The organism is Lacinutrix sp. (genome assembly GCF_037625555.1).
In the GTDB taxonomy this organism is placed as follows: Bacteria; Bacteroidota; Bacteroidia; order Flavobacteriales; family Flavobacteriaceae; genus Lacinutrix.
Window position 1 is genome coordinate 1 of the sequence record NZ_JASJHV010000021.1, and the last position, 15,864, is coordinate 15,864.

Consider the following 15,864-nt stretch of genomic DNA (forward strand, 5'->3'; position numbering starts at 1 on the left):
AGATTGCAAGGAGATACTTTGAGAGAGGCAAATACTTCAGAGGTGAAAGCCCTAAAAAGAGAAAATGAAGAGCTTACCCATATGTTTAAGGAGGTAAGTTTAGAACTTAGGGTTCTGAAAAAAAACAACACTTCAGAAAAATAGGGATGAAATATAGAAGATACAAACAAGAAGAAAAGATGGAGATTATCAAAATAGTAGAGTGGGTCTTGTAAGTAGAAAAACAACTTACCACCTATAAAACCAGCAACAAAAAAGCATAAAAAAAAGTATTTGATAAATCTAAACCGTTTAACTCTTTTTTTGTTCGCCATTTGGTATAAATTACAGCTATTAAAGTACCAACAGCTATAGAGGTAGTATAGGTATAAACTACAGCTTTATGAACACCAAAAAGATTAGCTAAAAAATCTGGTAATGAAAAATCGAATAATTCTGGGTACATTTTAAATTAATATTTTTTTAAATGAATTACATTGTATAGACTCTATTTTTAAAAAAGTTTAGTCCTTTAAATAATTCAGAAATAATTATTGGCTATTTATAAATGTTAGGTTGAAATAATGGACAAAAATTACTAAAAACGCTTCTTATGTTTTATAGTTATAGAACTAAAATACTAATGAAAGCTAAAGAAAAAAGCTATAATTATATAACTAGTAGTTTTCATTTGAGTAAAATCGGGTTTCATTCCATTAACGGTTTTCTTGTACACTAATAAAAAACATATTAAGTTTGTTTAAAATTTAAAACCTATACCTATGGAAGACCAATTACTAAACTTACTTATGTTTGCTATCCCTTCTTTAATTGTTGGTGCAATAGCTTTTTTATTTTTTAGAGAACATGTTCAAAACGAAGATAATAGACGTAAGTTTTTAATGTTAAAACAATTACAAAAAGAAGCTTTACCACAACGTTTGCAAGCATATGAACGTTTTTCGTTGTTTTTAGAACGTATTTCGCCTAATAAATTATTAACAAGAGTAGCTCCAATATCTTCCAATAAAGAAGACTATAGTAACCTTCTTGCAAATAGTATAGAGCAAGAATTTGAACATAATTTATCGCAACAAATTTATGTTACAGATAATTGCTGGAGCGTTATAAATGCTTCTAAGAATGCTACAATTCAGCTTATTAGAAATGCTTCTATAAGCGATAAAGTAGATTCTGCAGATACGCTTAGAGAAGTTATTTTAAAAGACATGATGGACAGAGTACCACCTAGCAATGCTGGATTAGCATTTATTAAGGAAGAGGTTGGTGACCTTTGGAACTAAGGTTTCACAATTTATAATAACAAAAAAGCCACATCTAAATGATGTGGCTTTTTTGTTATTAGTTAGTTTTATTAGTGTGAAACATCTATTGTAACACAAAACTCACCTGCAATTGAATCTCCATTATAGATGCCACCATACCCAAAACGCATTGTGTCTCACACGTTTGTTCCTGTTGCTAAACAAGTTACAGCAATAGTTGCATTTGGGCCATTGTCTAAAATAAGCATAGCAATACCTGTATCATTCAAATTAACCTCAGTTGTTACAAATACCACTCCTGCTCCATAAATTTCTACTTCTGTACCATTACTTAAAGTAATATTAAAGTCTGTAGTTAAACTAGCTTCTGGCTTAAAGACTCGAGGATTTGATCCTAAATCGTAAATCATGCCTTGAGTAGTACAAGTCATAGTAGTACCATCATCGTCGTTATTTGTACAACTTGATATTGCTATTGTAATAATTAGTAAAAGAATTGTTTTAATTGTGTTTAAAGTTTTCATGATATTAAATTTTAGTTTTTTAATGTTTACATCTTTATATAAACAAGACTTAAAATTTGTTACCCTAAACTTTAATTTTTTTATTCTTTTTGCCTTATTGGCACTGTGGAGTTGATTGGATTATGATCTTCATGTTTTTCTTGAGCATATAAAAAACCTTCCATCCACCATTTTTCCATTAAACCTTTATTAAAAATTAGAGAATTTTCGGTTAATTTTGTTGGTGTATAATATAAATTAAGAATTACATTATTGTGTTTAGCTGCTAATTTTCCAATGGTAATATCTCCTTTTTCTACTTGGTCTAACAAGTGGCCAAAAAGATTTATCATTAATGAAAATGGGGTTTTACCTAATACTTTATTGTATTCAAGATTTTCGCTTTCAAGAATAATAGCATCAATCTCTGTTGCTCCTCTATTTATTGCTTCTCTTATTGGCACAACACAACCTAATCCTCCATCTGCATATTCAAAACGATTTCTTTTTACTAAAGACATAAAAGGAATGTAATTACATGATATCCAGATCCAGTCGCAAAATTCTTTATAACTAAAATCGTATATAGATTTATACTCTGTTCTATTTTTAGAAAGATTAGCTACCGTTACAACAACGTCTTACTTTTCATTACGAATACGATTGTACTCTTCTACAGTAAAGTTTTTTCTTTATAAACTGAAGTACTGTATTAAAATAGTTTGTAGATACATACTATCTACCTTTTCGCTTTTTTATAACAAATGGATTAATACTAAAAATAGAATGCTGGTTTACGTTTGTAAACACATCGTATAACTTACCTATATCGTTAGACGCTAAATGTGGCACTAATAGACTTCCGGTTGAGGTTCCTAAAAACATATCGTATTCTCTTACTTTTTGTTCTATAAGATATTGTGCCACACCACCTGCAAACGCACCTTTACTTCCTCCTCCAGATATTACTATTGCTTTCAAAATATTTAATTATTTATTGTTTGGTAATACAATTTAAAATTATTCTTTTTTTAACTGCTCTTGCAAATTACTAATTATAGATTTATACTTTTGGTCTTCGCTCAACGATTTTAATAAATCTTGTGCAAAACTTTTAAACCACCAGTTATGATGAGAACACGCATCGATAAGGTTTAGCAAAGAATCTACATTAAAAACTTGTAAATTGTTAATATAAGCTAGTGCGTTTTTTCGTGTTTGAAACCCATATTTAGAAGATGAATAATTGGTTAATTCTCTTAAAAAATTATTATCTAATTCTGGACTATATTCTGGTGTTAATAGCGCTAAAGCTAGCCAAAGCGTCCTCACATTCTTATCATTAAAACCAACAACGTTTTTGGTGGCTTCAAGATATTTTGACCTGTCTTTAGGGAACTTAGACCATAAATTCATTAAAGCATATTCTACGGTTAAATATGATTTATCTTGTAATAATGTTTCATTTTCAGCCTTAAAACCTTCAGGAATACGTTGTGCTAAAAATTGACGCGTTTTTATATCATTAGAATTAAATGCCTCTGTAATTAAATCTTTGTAAGTTGGGTAATCAGGCTTTTTTAGTGCTTCATTTAAAACCGCAATTCTTTGGGTGTAATATCCCTCTGGCAACTCCATAACCAAACTAGAAGGTACATAACCACTTTCGTCTGTTCTATAACTTAGATAAGGCGCTTGCTCTATTGTTTCTAAAAAAGCTATACCTTCATTTTTCTTTAAAGTAGCTCTCATTTTTTCTAATGGCAATGTTGAAGACAACAACCACTCTTTTTCAAAACTACTTAAATCTTGACCTGAAGCCTTTTCTACTTCAGAAATAAAATTTTGAGTCTCCACATTTTTATAGGCAAACCTGTTTAAATAGTTTATTACAGCTCTTTTAAAGGCCTGTTCTCCTACCTTTTCTTTTAGTATATGTAATGCCCAAGCACCTTTTTTATAAAAGGTTGTGCTACTCGCTTTTGGATCTAATAAAGGTGTTGCTTCATCTACTTGCTCTTGCTCTATTAACTCTTTGGCGTAATCATAAAGTGTATTATAATAATAATCGTCACCAAAAATATCTCGTTCTGCTAATAAGGCATAATAAGTAGCAAAGCCTTCTTGCAGCCAATGGTGTTTCCCTTCGGTTGCCGTTACAAAATCTCCAAACCATTGATGTGCAAGTTCGTGAGCATTAACGTTAACATAGTTTTTGTCTACAAAACTGGTATTGTCAATCATGAAATCATCACTAAAAATAGTAAGGCTTGTGTTTTCCATACCAGAATACAAAAAGTCTTTTATAGGAACTTGTTTGTAATTTTGCCAAGGATATGGTACACCTATTTCTTCTTCAAGAAAATCGAACATTTGTTTTGTGTAACGATAGGTTGGCTCCACTTTGGCTGAATCTTCTAGATAGTAATATAATTCTATTGGTATACCACTTTTAGAGGTGAGTTCTTTTTTGCTGTATTTACCAATGGCTAAGGCTACAAGGTAGCTAGACATTGGTTTTTGCATGTCAAAGCGCCAACGATTATAACCTTTAAATTCTTCTTTTTTAACCAATTTACCGTTTGATAATACTTGATATTCTGAATTTGTTATAATGGTCAAGTCAAATTCAATTTTATCATTTACATCATCAATACTTGGCAGCCAATTACTTGTATATTTACCTTGACCTTGTGTCCAAACTTGGGTGAAATCATCTTTATCAACAAAGTATAATGCTTTTTTGGGATTAATATGAAAATTAATTGTCAACTTATTGTTTAAAGAAGGTTTAAAGTTACTTTTAATTATTCCATTGTTTTTAATACTATCACCATTAAGATTTAATTGTTCAAAACCATTAACATCTTTATAATCAACTATAATATTTTTTACATCAACAAAAATAGAATCTGTTTCTTTCAAAATATCAAACATATAAATAACGCTTCCTCTAACTTCTTTTTTATCAGAATCTATATAGATCTCAACTTCTGCTTTAGTAAAATCAACATATTCAGTCTGTTGTGCTTCAGCAGAAAAACTAATAAAAGTAATTAAAACGATAAGTATATATTTTATATTCAATAGTAAAACAAGTATTAGACCAAAATACAATTTTTATACAGTTTAAAATTAACTAAACCTTAGTAATTGAAATCTGTTTACATTAAATATCTGCCTTTCAACGAAATATTGATAAGAATGCTTCTAAGTCTATTAAAAAAACTGCTTTTGCAAAAATTTTAGAGTACAAAACAAATAAAAAATGAAAACATTCTTAGTCCCAATTAGTTCTCTTAAAGAGAAAAAAGCGACACTAATTTATGCAATTGATTTTGCTAAAGCTGTTGGAGCAGAAATGATTTACGGTATTCAATTAACAGAAATTGATGAGAAAGACCATTTAGAAGAAATTATAGCACATGCTAAAAGTCAAGGTATTGACATTAATTTTCGCTATTTCGAAGGTGAAACTTTAGAATATATTAAAGAATTTAGCGTAGATTTAATTGTAGCTTCTACAAGAACACCTAAAACAAATGAAAAATTATTTTTAGATGATTTATCTGGTAGCATAGTAAGAAAAACTGATATGCCTGTTTTATTAGTTCCTGAAGATTATAAATTTAAAACTATAGATACAGTATTAACTGCAATAAAATCTGGTATTGTTAAAGCTGAAGGCGCAACAAAACCAATTGAGACTATACTTTTACAACTTAAAGCGCAAATGATGCTTTTACAAGTTAAAACACCAGAATACCTTCCTGAAGATTTAATGTTCGATAAGGATTTGGCTATTTTAACTTCTAAATACTACTCTTCTGAAAATGCAACACTTTTTCAAGGCCTTTTAGAACATATTCATGTTATAGAACCAGATCTTATTTGTGTTTTTAGACGTAAACGTGGTTTTTTTGAAAAATTATGGAGCGAAACATTAAACGATAATGGTGTAAGAAAATCTGACTTTGAAAGTAGAAAACCATTATTAGTTCTTAAAGTGAACAATAAATTTTAAAAACAATAATGATAAAAGACTACCAGAAATGGTGGTCTTTTTTTTGTTTTATAATCAGTTTAAGGTAAGTTAGAGTAATTCGACGAAGGAGAATTGTATCGAGAACCAAAAAACTTCTCGATATTATTTGCTCATAACTTCACAAATCACTCGAAGTGACAACAAATCGCTTTTACTTTCAATAGAAATACATTAATTTCGTTACACAATGGCTACCAATCTACAAACTCCTATAGATTATTTAAAAGGTGTTGGACCAAATCGTGCAGATTTGCTTCGCAAAGAGCTTGGTATACATACCTACCAGGACCTTATTAACCTATTTCCTAACCGTTATTTAGATCGTACCAAATACTATAAAGTAAACACCCTAAACCTAAATACTGCCGAAATACAAATAATTGGAAAAATTACTAGCTTTAAAGAAGTGGCTCAAAAAAGAGGTAAACGTTTAGTTGCTACTTTTCAAGATGAAACTGGTGTTATGGAATTGGTTTGGTTTAGAGGCCATAAATGGATTAGAGAAAGCTTAAAAAGTAACACAGATTATGTAATATTTGGAAAGGTAAATAATTTTGGAGGTAAGTATAATATGGCACATCCAGATATGGAATTGCTAACAGAACATGAGCAAAATTTACGCTCAGCTTTACAACCCATTTATCCTTCTACAGAAAAATTATCTACTAGAGGAATCACCAATAGGATGATGATTAAAATCATGCAAAATCTATTCCTAGAAACTGGTGGGAAATTTGTAGAAACACTTTCTAAAAACTTACTAGAAAATCTTAAATTAATCTCTAAATCTGAAGCGCTTTTAAACATTCATTTTCCTGTACATTCTGAAGCACTTTCTAAAGCAGAATTTAGGCTTAAATTCGAGGAGTTATTTTACATACAATTACAATTAATTTTAAAAAAATTAATTCATAAATCAAAGATAAAAGGCTTTCCATTTGAAACCGTTGGAGAATACTTTAATAGCTTTTTTAAAAACCACTTACCATTTGAATTAACAGGAGCTCAGAAAAGAGTCTTGAAAGAAATTAGAGCAGATTTAGGGAGTAACGCACAAATGAATCGTCTTTTGCAAGGAGATGTTGGTTCTGGAAAAACAATAGTTGCACTAATGTCAATGTTAATAGCGATTGACAATGGTTTTCAAGCATGCCTGATGGCGCCTACTGCTATTTTGTCAGTACAACACTATAATGGTTTACTTGAATTATGTAAAGAATTGAAAATCAATATTAAAATACTTCAAGGTTCAACCAAAGCTTCAGAACGTCGTGAAATTCATGAAATGCTCGAAAATGGAGAATTAGACATCTTAATTGGCACACATGCTTTATTAGAAGATAAGGTTAAATTTAAAAATTTAGGCTTAGCAGTTATAGACGAGCAACACCGATTTGGTGTAAAACAGCGTTATAAATTATGGAAAAAAAACACCTTTCCTCCTCACGTTTTAGTGATGACTGCTACACCAATTCCAAGAACATTAGCGATGTCTGTTTATGGAGATTTAGACATCTCTTTAATAGACGAATTACCACCAGGAAGAAAGGCTATAAAAACAGTGCATAGATACGACTCAAATCGCCTAAAAGTTTTCAGGTTTATTAGAGAAGAAATCAAGAGAAAAAGACAGGTATATATTGTCTATCCATTAATACAAGAAAGTGCACAAATGGACTATAAAGATTTAATGGATGGTTACGAAAGTATTGCTCGAGATTTTCCTACTCCAGAATATCAAATTTCTATTGTGCATGGCAAAATGAAACCTGTAGATAAGGAGTTTGAAATGCAACGTTTTATTAAAGGTCAAACTCAGATAATGGTTGCAACAACTGTAATTGAAGTTGGTGTAAATGTGCCAAATGCTTCTGTCATGATTATTGAAAGCGCAGAACGTTTTGGCCTCTCTCAATTACATCAGTTAAGAGGCCGTGTAGGTCGTGGTGCAGAACAAAGTTATTGTATATTAATGACGAGCCACAAACAATCAGAAAACAGTAAAAAACGAATAGAAACCATGGTAAGAACTAATGATGGTTTCGAAATTGCAGAAGTCGATTTAAAACTTCGTGGTCCTGGAGATATTATGGGAACCCAGCAAAGTGGTATTTTAAATCTCAGAATTGCAGACATAATAAAGGATAGCGACATTCTACAACATGCGCGTTACCAGGCAAAACAAGTATTAGAAAAAGATCCATCACTAGGTCATGAAGACAATGCTGTAATTTTAGAAACGTACAGACAGATGAGCAAATACAAGAATATTTGGAATTATATTAGCTAAATTATATACCATGAAAATTTATAAAAAAGGACCAATTGGAGCATTAGCAAGTGAATATGAAAATGCTTTGATAGAATTAAAAGCGTATTTGGTTACAATACCAAATAACACGTTTACAAACGTTGAAAATGATTCTGCTCCAAAAGAGTTTCAATCTGCTAGAAATATTGTTTTACATGTGGTAAACTCTGGATATATTTATGTAAATCATATTAGAAAACGCTTAGGAAAAGAAACAATACTATACACTTTTGATATACAAACTACAAAAGAGGCTATTGTTGAATTAGATAAAATGTTTGAATACACGCTTTCAGCTTTCGAAGATTTATGGGAGTTTACTTATAGTGATTTAATGCATACTATTATTAAAACCTCTTGGACTACTTATGATTTGGAAGCACTTATTGAGCATGCCATCGTTCATGTTTTAAGGCATCATCGCCAAATAGAAAGAACCATTAATTAATTATTACTAGAAATATATTATTTCTTAAACTATGAAATCTATTACTACAGATGTACTTATTATTGGTGAAGGCTTAACAGGTTTATCTCTTGCTTTCTTTTTGAGAAATTTAAACATAAAAGTTAAAATTATAGAGGCAAATGCTAATGTTGGTGGAAGAATTAACACAAAATACAATACCAACCAAGCACCAGTAGAACTTGGTGCTACTTGGTTAATAGAGCAACAAACCAATATTTTATCCCTTTTAAAAGCATTAGATATACCTGTATTTCAGCAATACTATGGTAACACTGCTATTTACCAACCCAACAACTCACAAGCTACACAATTGGTTCAATTACCACCAAACAGTTCAGTAAGTTATCGTGTAGCAAATGGTACTTATACAATTATTAAAACTTTAGCAGAAAAACTTGAAGAGAACACTATAGTTTGCAACCAAAGTGTTAATTCTATTAAATTACTTTTTAATGGCTTAGTAGCAAACACCAATTAAGCTAACTACCATTGTAAGCACATTGTATCCAAAATTCCTCCTCTGTTGTTTTCAAATAAAATAACTACAAATCCTGTTTTACCTGCAGACTTTCAAGATGTGATTACTAAAACTCACACTTGGATGCATAATTCTATTCGTATTGGTTTTACTTATAAAAAACCGTTTTAGAAAGCAGAACGCTCAAGTGGCACAATTTATAGTAGTGTTGGTATTATTCAAGAATTTTATGACCATTCTAATGCCGATGAAAACAAATATGCATTAAGCGGTTTTATAAACACATCATTTTCTAAAAACACAAAAGAAGAACGTAAAACACTTGCGTTACAACAACTACAAAGCTATTACGGAGACCAAGCTTTAGGATATGAGTGTTATAAGGAATGTGTTTGGGAGAATAAAAAACACAACTGTAACTAGCGAGAGTTTTTTAATACTACAAGCAAACAATGGACATCCTTTATATCAAAACAGCTATTTAGATAATAGGTTATTTATTGCTGGAGCCGAAACAAGTGCTGTGTTTTCTGGCAAAATGGAAGGCGCTGTTACGAGTGCGAAATTTGTTTTTAATAAACTGAAATCAATTTACAAATAGTAATTTCTATTATATTTATCTTTACAAAAAATAGTAAATCATGAGCATGCTTCACCTAAAACTAGAAACCGATCCACGATGGGTAACCATTGTAGAAAGTAATATTGAAGAAATATTAACAGACCATGCTTGGTGCGAACAAAAAGCAGCTACAAATGCTATTACAATAATTACCCACAATAGCGAACATCCAGAATTGGTAACAGAACTTCTAAAACTCGCTAAAGAGGAATTAGAACATTTTGAAATGGTACACGAAATTATTAAAAAACGAGGTTATACTTTAGGTCGCGAACGTAAAGACCATTACGTTAATCAACTATACAAGTTCATGAATAAAGGAGGAAGTAGACTACAAAGTTTTGTAGATAGACTTCTTTTTTCTGCAATGATAGAAGCGCGAAGCTGTGAACGTTTCAAGCTTTTGTCTGAACGTATTAACGATGATGAACTTTCTAAGTTTTATCATGATTTAATGATTAGTGAAGCAGGACATTACACCACATTTATAACCTTTGCAAGGCAATATGGAAAAGGTATTGATGTAGATAAACGTTGGCAAGAATTGGTAGCTTTCGAAGGCGAATTAATAAAAAGCTATGGTAAAAGCGAAACTATTCATGGTTAGCTTTTAAACTAAAAACTTTATTAAAAATAATCCAATCAAGATTAATCTAGAAAAATCAGAAATTTACGAATTCAAAAAAAGCAGCAGCTCTATAAATATGATTTTTAGAAAAAAATTATTTAAGACAACTACTCCCTATTTAATGAGTTCGGTAATGTTGCTTTTATCATTGTTTGCTCAATCTCAAGAAAACAGAACCAAAGAATCAGAATTAGCCAATACTGAAATTGAAAAGATGATTTCAAAAATAAATACAGACGTAAATTCTGAATTTATTTACGATTATGAAAAAACAAAATTTGTTCCAAAACAAGGAAAAAACCTTCCTTATCATTGGCCAAAATACAGAAAGTATTAAAGAATACTAAAATCATTTTATTAATGAAACTGTTCCTGGTGGCTGGTCTGCTTATTGGGCAGTAACAGAATTTAAAGGCGTTACAGAGTCTTACAAAAACAATACTGGTAACACACAAAACCATCAAATGTTAATTGATAGTTTTCCTAATATAGTAATACAAAGCGCCATGTGGATGGTTGGCAAATGGGATATCACTAAAAAAACCAAGAAAGGAGACTACGATAAGGTTATTAAACAATATGCCGCATGGGCAAAATCTACCAACAGACCTATTTACCTTAGAATAGGATATGAATTTGATGGACCTCACAACCAATTAGAACCAAAAAAATATGTAAAAGCATACAAACACATTGTAGATCTTTTAAGAGAAGAAGGCGTAAATAATATTGCCTTTGTTTGGCACTCTTATGCCTCTATTCCTTTTAAAAATTACAAATTATCAAGTTGGTATCCAGGTGATGATTATGTAGACTGGGTTGGTATTTCGGTATTTGGCCATGCTTATGGAGATGCAGACTTTGGCAACTATTGCAATAACGTTCTTGAATTTGCCAAACAACAAAAAAACCTGTAATGATTGCTGAGGCTAACCCAATAAAAGGCATTTATAAAGATAATATTGATGTTTGGGATGAATGGTTTGTAAATTTTTTTAGCTTTATATATAATAAAAACATTAAAGCTGTAAGTTTTATAAACGAAGATTGGAATAGACTCTTCATTGATGGCATTTCGCACTGGAAAGATTCTAGACTTTATAATAATGAGAAAATATCAAGAGCATGGTTTAAGGAAACTAATAAAAATAGGTATTTAAAACAATCACCTCAACTCTACAATCATTTAGGCTATAAAACTCAAAAATTGTTGGTTTTTTAGATGTCTTTATAAAAGTGTTAAATAATAAAAACACTTAAAAGATTTCATATCAAAGAAGTATTAGCAAACATTCTAAGGCTACCTTTAAACAAAAATCTTTAACGTTTTCTTTTGAAAACACACCTGCTTTATATTGTAACTTTGTTTAAAAAAAGCTACGCAATGAAACCTCTAGCATTCATTTTAATATTTATTGCAACCATGACCTCTACTCCTATTTTTAACTTTACAAAAGACTCAAATATTTCTAATTGGCGTGTTGTAGACGATGTTGTTATGGGAGGACGCTCTAACGGAAACTTTGAATTAACAAAAAACGGACATGGTAGATTTAGTGGTAAAGTATCACTAGAAAACAATGGAGGCTTTTCTTCCTTACGTTACTTTACAGATACTATAAGTATTGGAAAACACACCAAAGTTTCAATTAAACTAAAAGGTGATAGTAAAGAATATCAATTTAGAATTAAAGCTAGCAGAAACGAACGTTTCTCCTATATCACAACTTTTAAAACCACTGGTGATTGGGAAACTATTATTATTGATTTAAAAGATATGTATCCAGCATTTAGAGGCAGGACTTTAAATTACCCAAATTTTGATAAAAATACTATAGAGCAACTTGCTTTTTTAATTGGAAACAAAAAAGCCGAAGCTTTTGAGTTACTCATAGATGAAATAACTTTAGAGTAAAAAAGATTTTAATTCTATGATAGATATAACTGATAAAAACGCATTTATAACAGGTTCAAGTCGTGGCATTGGACAACAAATTGCTATTGGCCTTGCAAATTTAGGATGTAACATTATAATTCACGGAAGAACCCAACAAGGCTGTAACAAAACGCAATCACTTTTAAGTAAATTTAGCATTAACACGTATTGCGTTTATGGAGAATTATCTAATGAAAACGATGTTAAACACCTTATAAAACAAATAGAAAACTTAAATATAAAAATAGATATTTTATATAACAACGCTGGTATAATGACTCCTTACAAAACAGATTATCTTCAGCATAGTGGGGAAGATTGGATGCTAAGCATGAAAGTAAACGTTTTTTCTGTTTACAGTTTGTGTAGTGCATTTATTCCATTAATGTTAGAGAATAAATTTGGACGTATAATAAATGTAATTTCAGGTATAAAACACGAACCCGAATTAGCGCCTTATGGAGCATCTAAATGGGCTTTAATAAAGTTAACAGATGATTTTGCTGTGAAACTTAAAGATACCAATGTAAGAATTAACACCTTAGATCCAGGATGGCTAAGAACAGATTTAGGTGGTGAATATGCTGATCATCCTGTAGAAGCCGTATTACCTGGAGCTCTTGCTCCTGCATTAATTGAAAACAACGGTCCAAATGGCGAATCGTTTTTAGCAATCAATAAATAAAAACTACTCGCTTAATAAAAGATCTATAAAAGTGGTAAACTCGGTTTTAAACTCAACAAATTTTTCTCCTGTAGCAGGACCATTAAAGCCTGTATGAATTTTACGCACTTTCCCTTTTTTATCTACAAATACTGTTGTTGGATAACTTAGTACATGATTAAGCATTGGTAACTTTTCTTGTGCTTTGGCTTTACTTGTTGTTCCAGTTTGAGCTAACAGAATTGGATAATTAATTCCAATTCTATCTTTTAGACGCTTAATGCCTTTAAAAGCTTTTTCTTCTGTTTTTGCATATTCAAAAGCCAAGGCAACAATCTCAATGTCTTTATCTTTTTTTTTGTTATAAAACTCTGTATAATATTTACTCTCGTCCAAACAATTAGGACACCATGTGCCCATTATTTGAACAAGTACTACTTTGTTTTTAAAACGTTCGTCTGTTAAAGATACCAAATTACCATTTGCATCTGGAAAGGTAAATGCTAAACTATCATAGCCTTCGTTTAAATACGTTAATTCGTTTGCGCTAGGCAACTCGTAGTTCTCATTCCGTTTTGCTGTAAAAGGTTCTTTCCAATGGTTACCAGAGTAAAATTTTCCATTAATTGTAGAATCTGTAACTGTGCCTGTAAATAAAAAGGCATTTGCTCCATCGAAGGTTGAGAGTTTTAATTGGTTGCCATTTACTACACCTTCTAAAAAACGATAATCTCCTGTTTCTGTTAAAAAGGTTCCTGTAATCTGGTTGCCTTCTTGTTTAAAAACACCTTTGGCAATATATTTATCTGCCTCACTTTTTGGACTAAATATAGTTTCCCAATTTCCTGAAATATCAGTTTCGGCTTTAGTATTAACATCAAATCGCGACGTATTTTTTTCTGCTTTAAAAGGAACTATTCTTTCTTTTCCTTCTATTATAAAATTTCCTATTAATGTTTGATTTTCAATTTTTGCTGCTAAAAGTGCTTCAAAAACTGGCATTTGTATAAATACAGAATCGTTTCTGTATTCTATTTCGTTAACTTCTATCTGTTCTTCAGCATTAAAAACAGTTAAATTATTCGCATCTTTTACTTTAAAGGTGAATGGCAAAAACACAGTATCACTAACCTGTAGTTCAGCTCTATAATCATCAAAAGAAAGAAACTCTTGTGTTTGTTTTTCTTGACAAGAAAATAATATTGATAGTATAAGTAAAGTGAAAATATATCTCATGATTTTATCTTTTTTGGTAAGTAGTCGAAATAACAACATTTAACTCACAAAAAAAAAAATGATTTTAAATCATTCTTTTCGTATTATTTTTTTATTAGTATAATTTTTTACTCATTACAATTACCATCTATTATATCTTGAACACTTGGAGTGTATGCTGTGTCTGCTATGGCAACTATTTGCCCAGAATAACTGTTAACAATAATTAAATTTTCTAAAGCACAATAGTCATTAAGGCTTTCATTATAAGCGAAGAAAAGATTTCCTTCTAACGTTTGTAAATTATTTAGTCCATTTAAAGTTGCAAGTGGTGTATAATTTATTGTTAAAGTCCCACCAATAAATTCTAAACTAGATAAAGCACTTATATTATTAAATAAAGGCATTTCTGTAACTGCAAAATTACCATCTTCAATAGTTTCTAAATTATTTAGCCCATTAAGATTTAACATGGCTTCATTTCTTCTAATTATAACATATTAGAGAATTTTTGTAACACCACTAAGTCCTTCTATGTTAACTAGTGCATCGTTATCTTCTACTTGCAAAAAAGTAAGTTCTAATATATTTACTAAAGGCAACATTGTTATTATAATAGTATTATTTCTAAACTCTAAACCTCTTGCAAGGTTTAAACTGTTTAAATCTTCTAAATTAGGAAGTATTGGATTATTAGATATATTTAAACTACCATCAATACTAGTAATAGAAATCAACTCGCTTAAATCTGTTATGTTTGAAGTTTGAGTTGAACTCGCCTGAAAACCAATTAATAAATCTCCATCAATAATGTTGTAATTTTCATGAGCAAAATCATCTACTTGAGCTTGAGAACTTAATACAACATTGCCATTAAAAATTTTCTGTGTTGGTCCTTCTTGAGTTGGTGATGAATCCTCATCATCCTTACAACTTATCAAGATCAAAGGCGTAACACATAGTAATAAAAAGAATTTTAGTAGCGTTTTATTTTTCATAGCTATTGATTTAACAGCCAAATTATAAAAAATAATTTACTATTCGCACTTCTTTAGTTTTCCTTTAAACATTTTAACATTTATAAATCAACATATTAACACAATTAAAGTATTAGAATAAAAAGCATATATTCAATTTAATTAAGCCATAACTATTCTTATATTTGCGCACTTAAAGTATAATAAATGAAGATTTCTTACAACTGGATAAAACAGTTTATAAAAACAGATTGGACACCAGAACAAACTAGCGAATTACTTACAGATTTAGGTCTTGAGGTAGAGGGTTTAGATACTTACCAAAGTGTAAAAGGTGGCTTAGAAGGTTTAGTAGTTGGTGAGGTTTTAACTTGTGAGCAACACAGTAATGCAGACAAATTAAAAGTAACTACTGTAGATATTGGTGCTGAAAATCCTGTGCAAATTGTTTGTGGCGCACCAAATGTAGCAGCTGGACAAAAAGTGCCTGTTGCAACAATTGGTACTACATTATACACAGAAGAAGGCGAAGCTTGGACTATTAAAAAAGGTAAGATTCGAGGAGAGGAAAGCTTTGGGATGATTTGTGCAGAAGACGAACTTGGTCTCGGCAAATCTCATGATGTTATTATGGTATTACCAGAAGACACTATTATAGGTACGCCTTGTGCAGATCTTTTTAAAATTGAAAACGATCAGGTTTTCGAAATTGGCTTAACACCAAACAGAGCAGATGCTATGAGCCATTTTG

The 15,864-nt window shown here is 30.6% G+C and carries 20 protein-coding genes and 1 pseudogene; 14 read left to right on the forward strand and 7 right to left on the reverse strand.

The window, feature by feature from the left end; all coding sequences use genetic code 11:
* Positions 1 to 235: 235 nt before the first annotated feature.
* A complete protein-coding gene (locus QNK89_RS01115) occupies positions 236 to 445 on the reverse strand; it encodes a hypothetical protein (RefSeq protein WP_340169140.1) in 210 nt (69 codons plus the stop codon).
* Positions 446 to 761: 316 nt separating this feature from the next.
* Here QNK89_RS01115 and QNK89_RS01120 point away from each other — a divergent pair, with 316 nt between their 5' ends.
* Positions 762 to 1,283: a hypothetical protein gene (locus tag QNK89_RS01120; RefSeq protein ID WP_340169141.1), complete on the forward strand. Its 522-nt coding sequence runs from the start codon at positions 762 to 764 to the stop codon at positions 1,281 to 1,283.
* A gap of 158 nt (positions 1,284 to 1,441) precedes the next feature.
* Here the strand turns inward: QNK89_RS01120 and QNK89_RS01125 are convergent, their stop codons facing one another.
* The 3 genes and pseudogenes from QNK89_RS01125 to QNK89_RS01135 all read right to left on the reverse strand — a co-directional run bounded on the left by QNK89_RS01125 (position 1,442) and on the right by QNK89_RS01135 (position 4,855).
* Positions 1,442 to 1,789, reverse strand: coding sequence for a hypothetical protein (locus QNK89_RS01125; protein WP_340169142.1), 348 nt, complete (start codon positions 1,787 to 1,789; stop codon positions 1,442 to 1,444).
* Between the two features lie 80 nt (positions 1,790 to 1,869).
* Positions 1,870 to 2,749, reverse strand: a pseudogene (locus QNK89_RS01130) (patatin-like phospholipase family protein).
* Positions 2,750 to 2,788: 39 nt separating this feature from the next.
* On the reverse strand, positions 2,789 to 4,855 hold the full coding sequence (locus tag QNK89_RS01135) for a M1 family metallopeptidase (RefSeq protein ID WP_340169143.1): 2,067 nt from the start codon (positions 4,853 to 4,855) through the stop codon (positions 2,789 to 2,791).
* A gap of 181 nt (positions 4,856 to 5,036) precedes the next feature.
* Between QNK89_RS01135 and QNK89_RS01140 the strand changes: the two genes are divergently transcribed.
* From QNK89_RS01140 to QNK89_RS01195, 12 genes are all read left to right on the forward strand, one after another.
* Positions 5,037 to 5,792 (forward strand): universal stress protein, encoded by a 756-nt coding sequence (locus QNK89_RS01140; protein WP_340169144.1) that lies wholly within the window; start codon positions 5,037 to 5,039, stop codon positions 5,790 to 5,792.
* Positions 5,793 to 6,000: 208 nt separating this feature from the next.
* The gene (gene recG / locus QNK89_RS01145) at positions 6,001 to 8,103 is read left to right on the forward strand and encodes an ATP-dependent DNA helicase RecG (RefSeq protein WP_340169145.1); all 2,103 of its coding nucleotides are present in this window, start codon (positions 6,001 to 6,003) and stop codon (positions 8,101 to 8,103) included.
* Positions 8,104 to 8,113: 10 nt separating this feature from the next.
* Positions 8,114 to 8,572: a hypothetical protein gene (locus tag QNK89_RS01150; protein ID WP_340169146.1), complete on the forward strand. Its 459-nt coding sequence runs from the start codon at positions 8,114 to 8,116 to the stop codon at positions 8,570 to 8,572.
* 31 nt (positions 8,573 to 8,603) lie between these two features.
* On the forward strand, positions 8,604 to 9,071 hold the full coding sequence (locus QNK89_RS01155) for an FAD-dependent oxidoreductase (protein WP_340169147.1): 468 nt from the start codon (positions 8,604 to 8,606) through the stop codon (positions 9,069 to 9,071).
* Between the two features lie 45 nt (positions 9,072 to 9,116).
* Positions 9,117 to 9,242 (forward strand): hypothetical protein, encoded by a 126-nt coding sequence (locus tag QNK89_RS01160; RefSeq protein WP_340169148.1) that lies wholly within the window; start codon positions 9,117 to 9,119, stop codon positions 9,240 to 9,242.
* A 199-nt stretch (positions 9,243 to 9,441) separates the two neighbouring features.
* A complete protein-coding gene (locus QNK89_RS01165) occupies positions 9,442 to 9,672 on the forward strand; it encodes an FAD-dependent oxidoreductase (RefSeq protein WP_340169149.1) in 231 nt (76 codons plus the stop codon).
* Positions 9,673 to 9,718: 46 nt separating this feature from the next.
* Entirely contained in the window at positions 9,719 to 10,300 is a 582-nt protein-coding gene (locus QNK89_RS01170; protein ID WP_340169159.1) for a tRNA-(ms[2]io[6]A)-hydroxylase, read from the forward strand.
* 97 nt (positions 10,301 to 10,397) lie between these two features.
* Positions 10,398 to 10,658 (forward strand): hypothetical protein, encoded by a 261-nt coding sequence (locus QNK89_RS01175; protein ID WP_340169150.1) that lies wholly within the window; start codon positions 10,398 to 10,400, stop codon positions 10,656 to 10,658.
* Between the two features lie 127 nt (positions 10,659 to 10,785).
* Positions 10,786 to 11,238, forward strand: coding sequence for a glycosyl hydrolase (locus QNK89_RS01180; protein ID WP_340169151.1), 453 nt, complete (start codon positions 10,786 to 10,788; stop codon positions 11,236 to 11,238).
* Entirely contained in the window at positions 11,238 to 11,543 is a 306-nt protein-coding gene (locus QNK89_RS01185) for a hypothetical protein (protein WP_340169152.1), read from the forward strand. Before QNK89_RS01180 ends, QNK89_RS01185 begins: the two co-directional genes overlap by 1 nt.
* Before the next feature lie 162 nt (positions 11,544 to 11,705).
* Positions 11,706 to 12,236 (forward strand): CIA30 family protein, encoded by a 531-nt coding sequence (locus QNK89_RS01190; protein WP_340169153.1) that lies wholly within the window; start codon positions 11,706 to 11,708, stop codon positions 12,234 to 12,236.
* Positions 12,237 to 12,252: 16 nt separating this feature from the next.
* Positions 12,253 to 12,942, forward strand: a complete 690-nt coding sequence (locus QNK89_RS01195) for an SDR family oxidoreductase (RefSeq protein WP_340169154.1) — start codon at positions 12,253 to 12,255, stop codon at positions 12,940 to 12,942.
* Between the two features lie 3 nt (positions 12,943 to 12,945).
* Here QNK89_RS01195 and QNK89_RS01200 read toward each other — a convergent pair whose 3' ends face one another.
* The 3 genes from QNK89_RS01200 to QNK89_RS01210 all read right to left on the reverse strand — a co-directional run bounded on the left by QNK89_RS01200 (position 12,946) and on the right by QNK89_RS01210 (position 15,134).
* The gene (locus tag QNK89_RS01200; RefSeq protein ID WP_340169155.1) at positions 12,946 to 14,157 is read right to left on the reverse strand and encodes a TlpA disulfide reductase family protein; all 1,212 of its coding nucleotides are present in this window, start codon (positions 14,155 to 14,157) and stop codon (positions 12,946 to 12,948) included.
* Positions 14,158 to 14,264: 107 nt separating this feature from the next.
* The gene (locus QNK89_RS01205) at positions 14,265 to 14,609 is read right to left on the reverse strand and encodes a hypothetical protein (RefSeq protein WP_340169156.1); all 345 of its coding nucleotides are present in this window, start codon (positions 14,607 to 14,609) and stop codon (positions 14,265 to 14,267) included.
* Between the two features lie 27 nt (positions 14,610 to 14,636).
* Positions 14,637 to 15,134 (reverse strand): hypothetical protein, encoded by a 498-nt coding sequence (locus QNK89_RS01210; RefSeq protein WP_340169157.1) that lies wholly within the window; start codon positions 15,132 to 15,134, stop codon positions 14,637 to 14,639.
* A gap of 186 nt (positions 15,135 to 15,320) precedes the next feature.
* On the opposite strand from QNK89_RS01210, the gene ytpR reads away from it, so the two are divergent.
* The coding region (gene ytpR / locus QNK89_RS01215; RefSeq protein WP_340169158.1) for a YtpR family tRNA-binding protein at positions 15,321 to 15,864 on the forward strand (544 nt) is incomplete at its 3' end.

Bases quoted from the DNA above. Each gene is read 5' to 3' on its own strand.
- QNK89_RS01115 (WP_340169140.1), bottom strand. From the start codon at position 445: ATGTACCCAGAATTATTCGATTTTTCATTACCAGATTTTTTAGCTAAT.
- QNK89_RS01120 (WP_340169141.1), top strand. From the start codon at position 762: ATGGAAGACCAATTACTAAACTTACTTATGTTTGCTATCCCTTCTTTA.
- QNK89_RS01125 (WP_340169142.1), bottom strand. From the start codon at position 1,789: ATGAAAACTTTAAACACAATTAAAACAATTCTTTTACTAATTATTACA.
- QNK89_RS01140 (WP_340169144.1), top strand. From the start codon at position 5,037: ATGAAAACATTCTTAGTCCCAATTAGTTCTCTTAAAGAGAAAAAAGCG.
- recG (WP_340169145.1), top strand. From the start codon at position 6,001: ATGGCTACCAATCTACAAACTCCTATAGATTATTTAAAAGGTGTTGGA.
- QNK89_RS01150 (WP_340169146.1), top strand. From the start codon at position 8,114: ATGAAAATTTATAAAAAAGGACCAATTGGAGCATTAGCAAGTGAATAT.
- QNK89_RS01155 (WP_340169147.1), top strand. From the start codon at position 8,604: ATGAAATCTATTACTACAGATGTACTTATTATTGGTGAAGGCTTAACA.
- QNK89_RS01165 (WP_340169149.1), top strand. From the start codon at position 9,442: ATGAGTGTTATAAGGAATGTGTTTGGGAGAATAAAAAACACAACTGTA.
- QNK89_RS01170 (WP_340169159.1), top strand. From the start codon at position 9,719: ATGCTTCACCTAAAACTAGAAACCGATCCACGATGGGTAACCATTGTA.
- QNK89_RS01175 (WP_340169150.1), top strand. From the start codon at position 10,398: ATGATTTTTAGAAAAAAATTATTTAAGACAACTACTCCCTATTTAATG.
- QNK89_RS01180 (WP_340169151.1), top strand. From the start codon at position 10,786: ATGTTAATTGATAGTTTTCCTAATATAGTAATACAAAGCGCCATGTGG.
- QNK89_RS01185 (WP_340169152.1), top strand. From the start codon at position 11,238: ATGATTGCTGAGGCTAACCCAATAAAAGGCATTTATAAAGATAATATT.
- QNK89_RS01190 (WP_340169153.1), top strand. From the start codon at position 11,706: ATGAAACCTCTAGCATTCATTTTAATATTTATTGCAACCATGACCTCT.
- QNK89_RS01195 (WP_340169154.1), top strand. From the start codon at position 12,253: ATGATAGATATAACTGATAAAAACGCATTTATAACAGGTTCAAGTCGT.
- QNK89_RS01200 (WP_340169155.1), bottom strand. From the start codon at position 14,157: ATGAGATATATTTTCACTTTACTTATACTATCAATATTATTTTCTTGT.
- QNK89_RS01205 (WP_340169156.1), bottom strand. From the start codon at position 14,609: ATGTTAAATCTTAATGGGCTAAATAATTTAGAAACTATTGAAGATGGT.
- QNK89_RS01210 (WP_340169157.1), bottom strand. From the start codon at position 15,134: ATGAAAAATAAAACGCTACTAAAATTCTTTTTATTACTATGTGTTACG.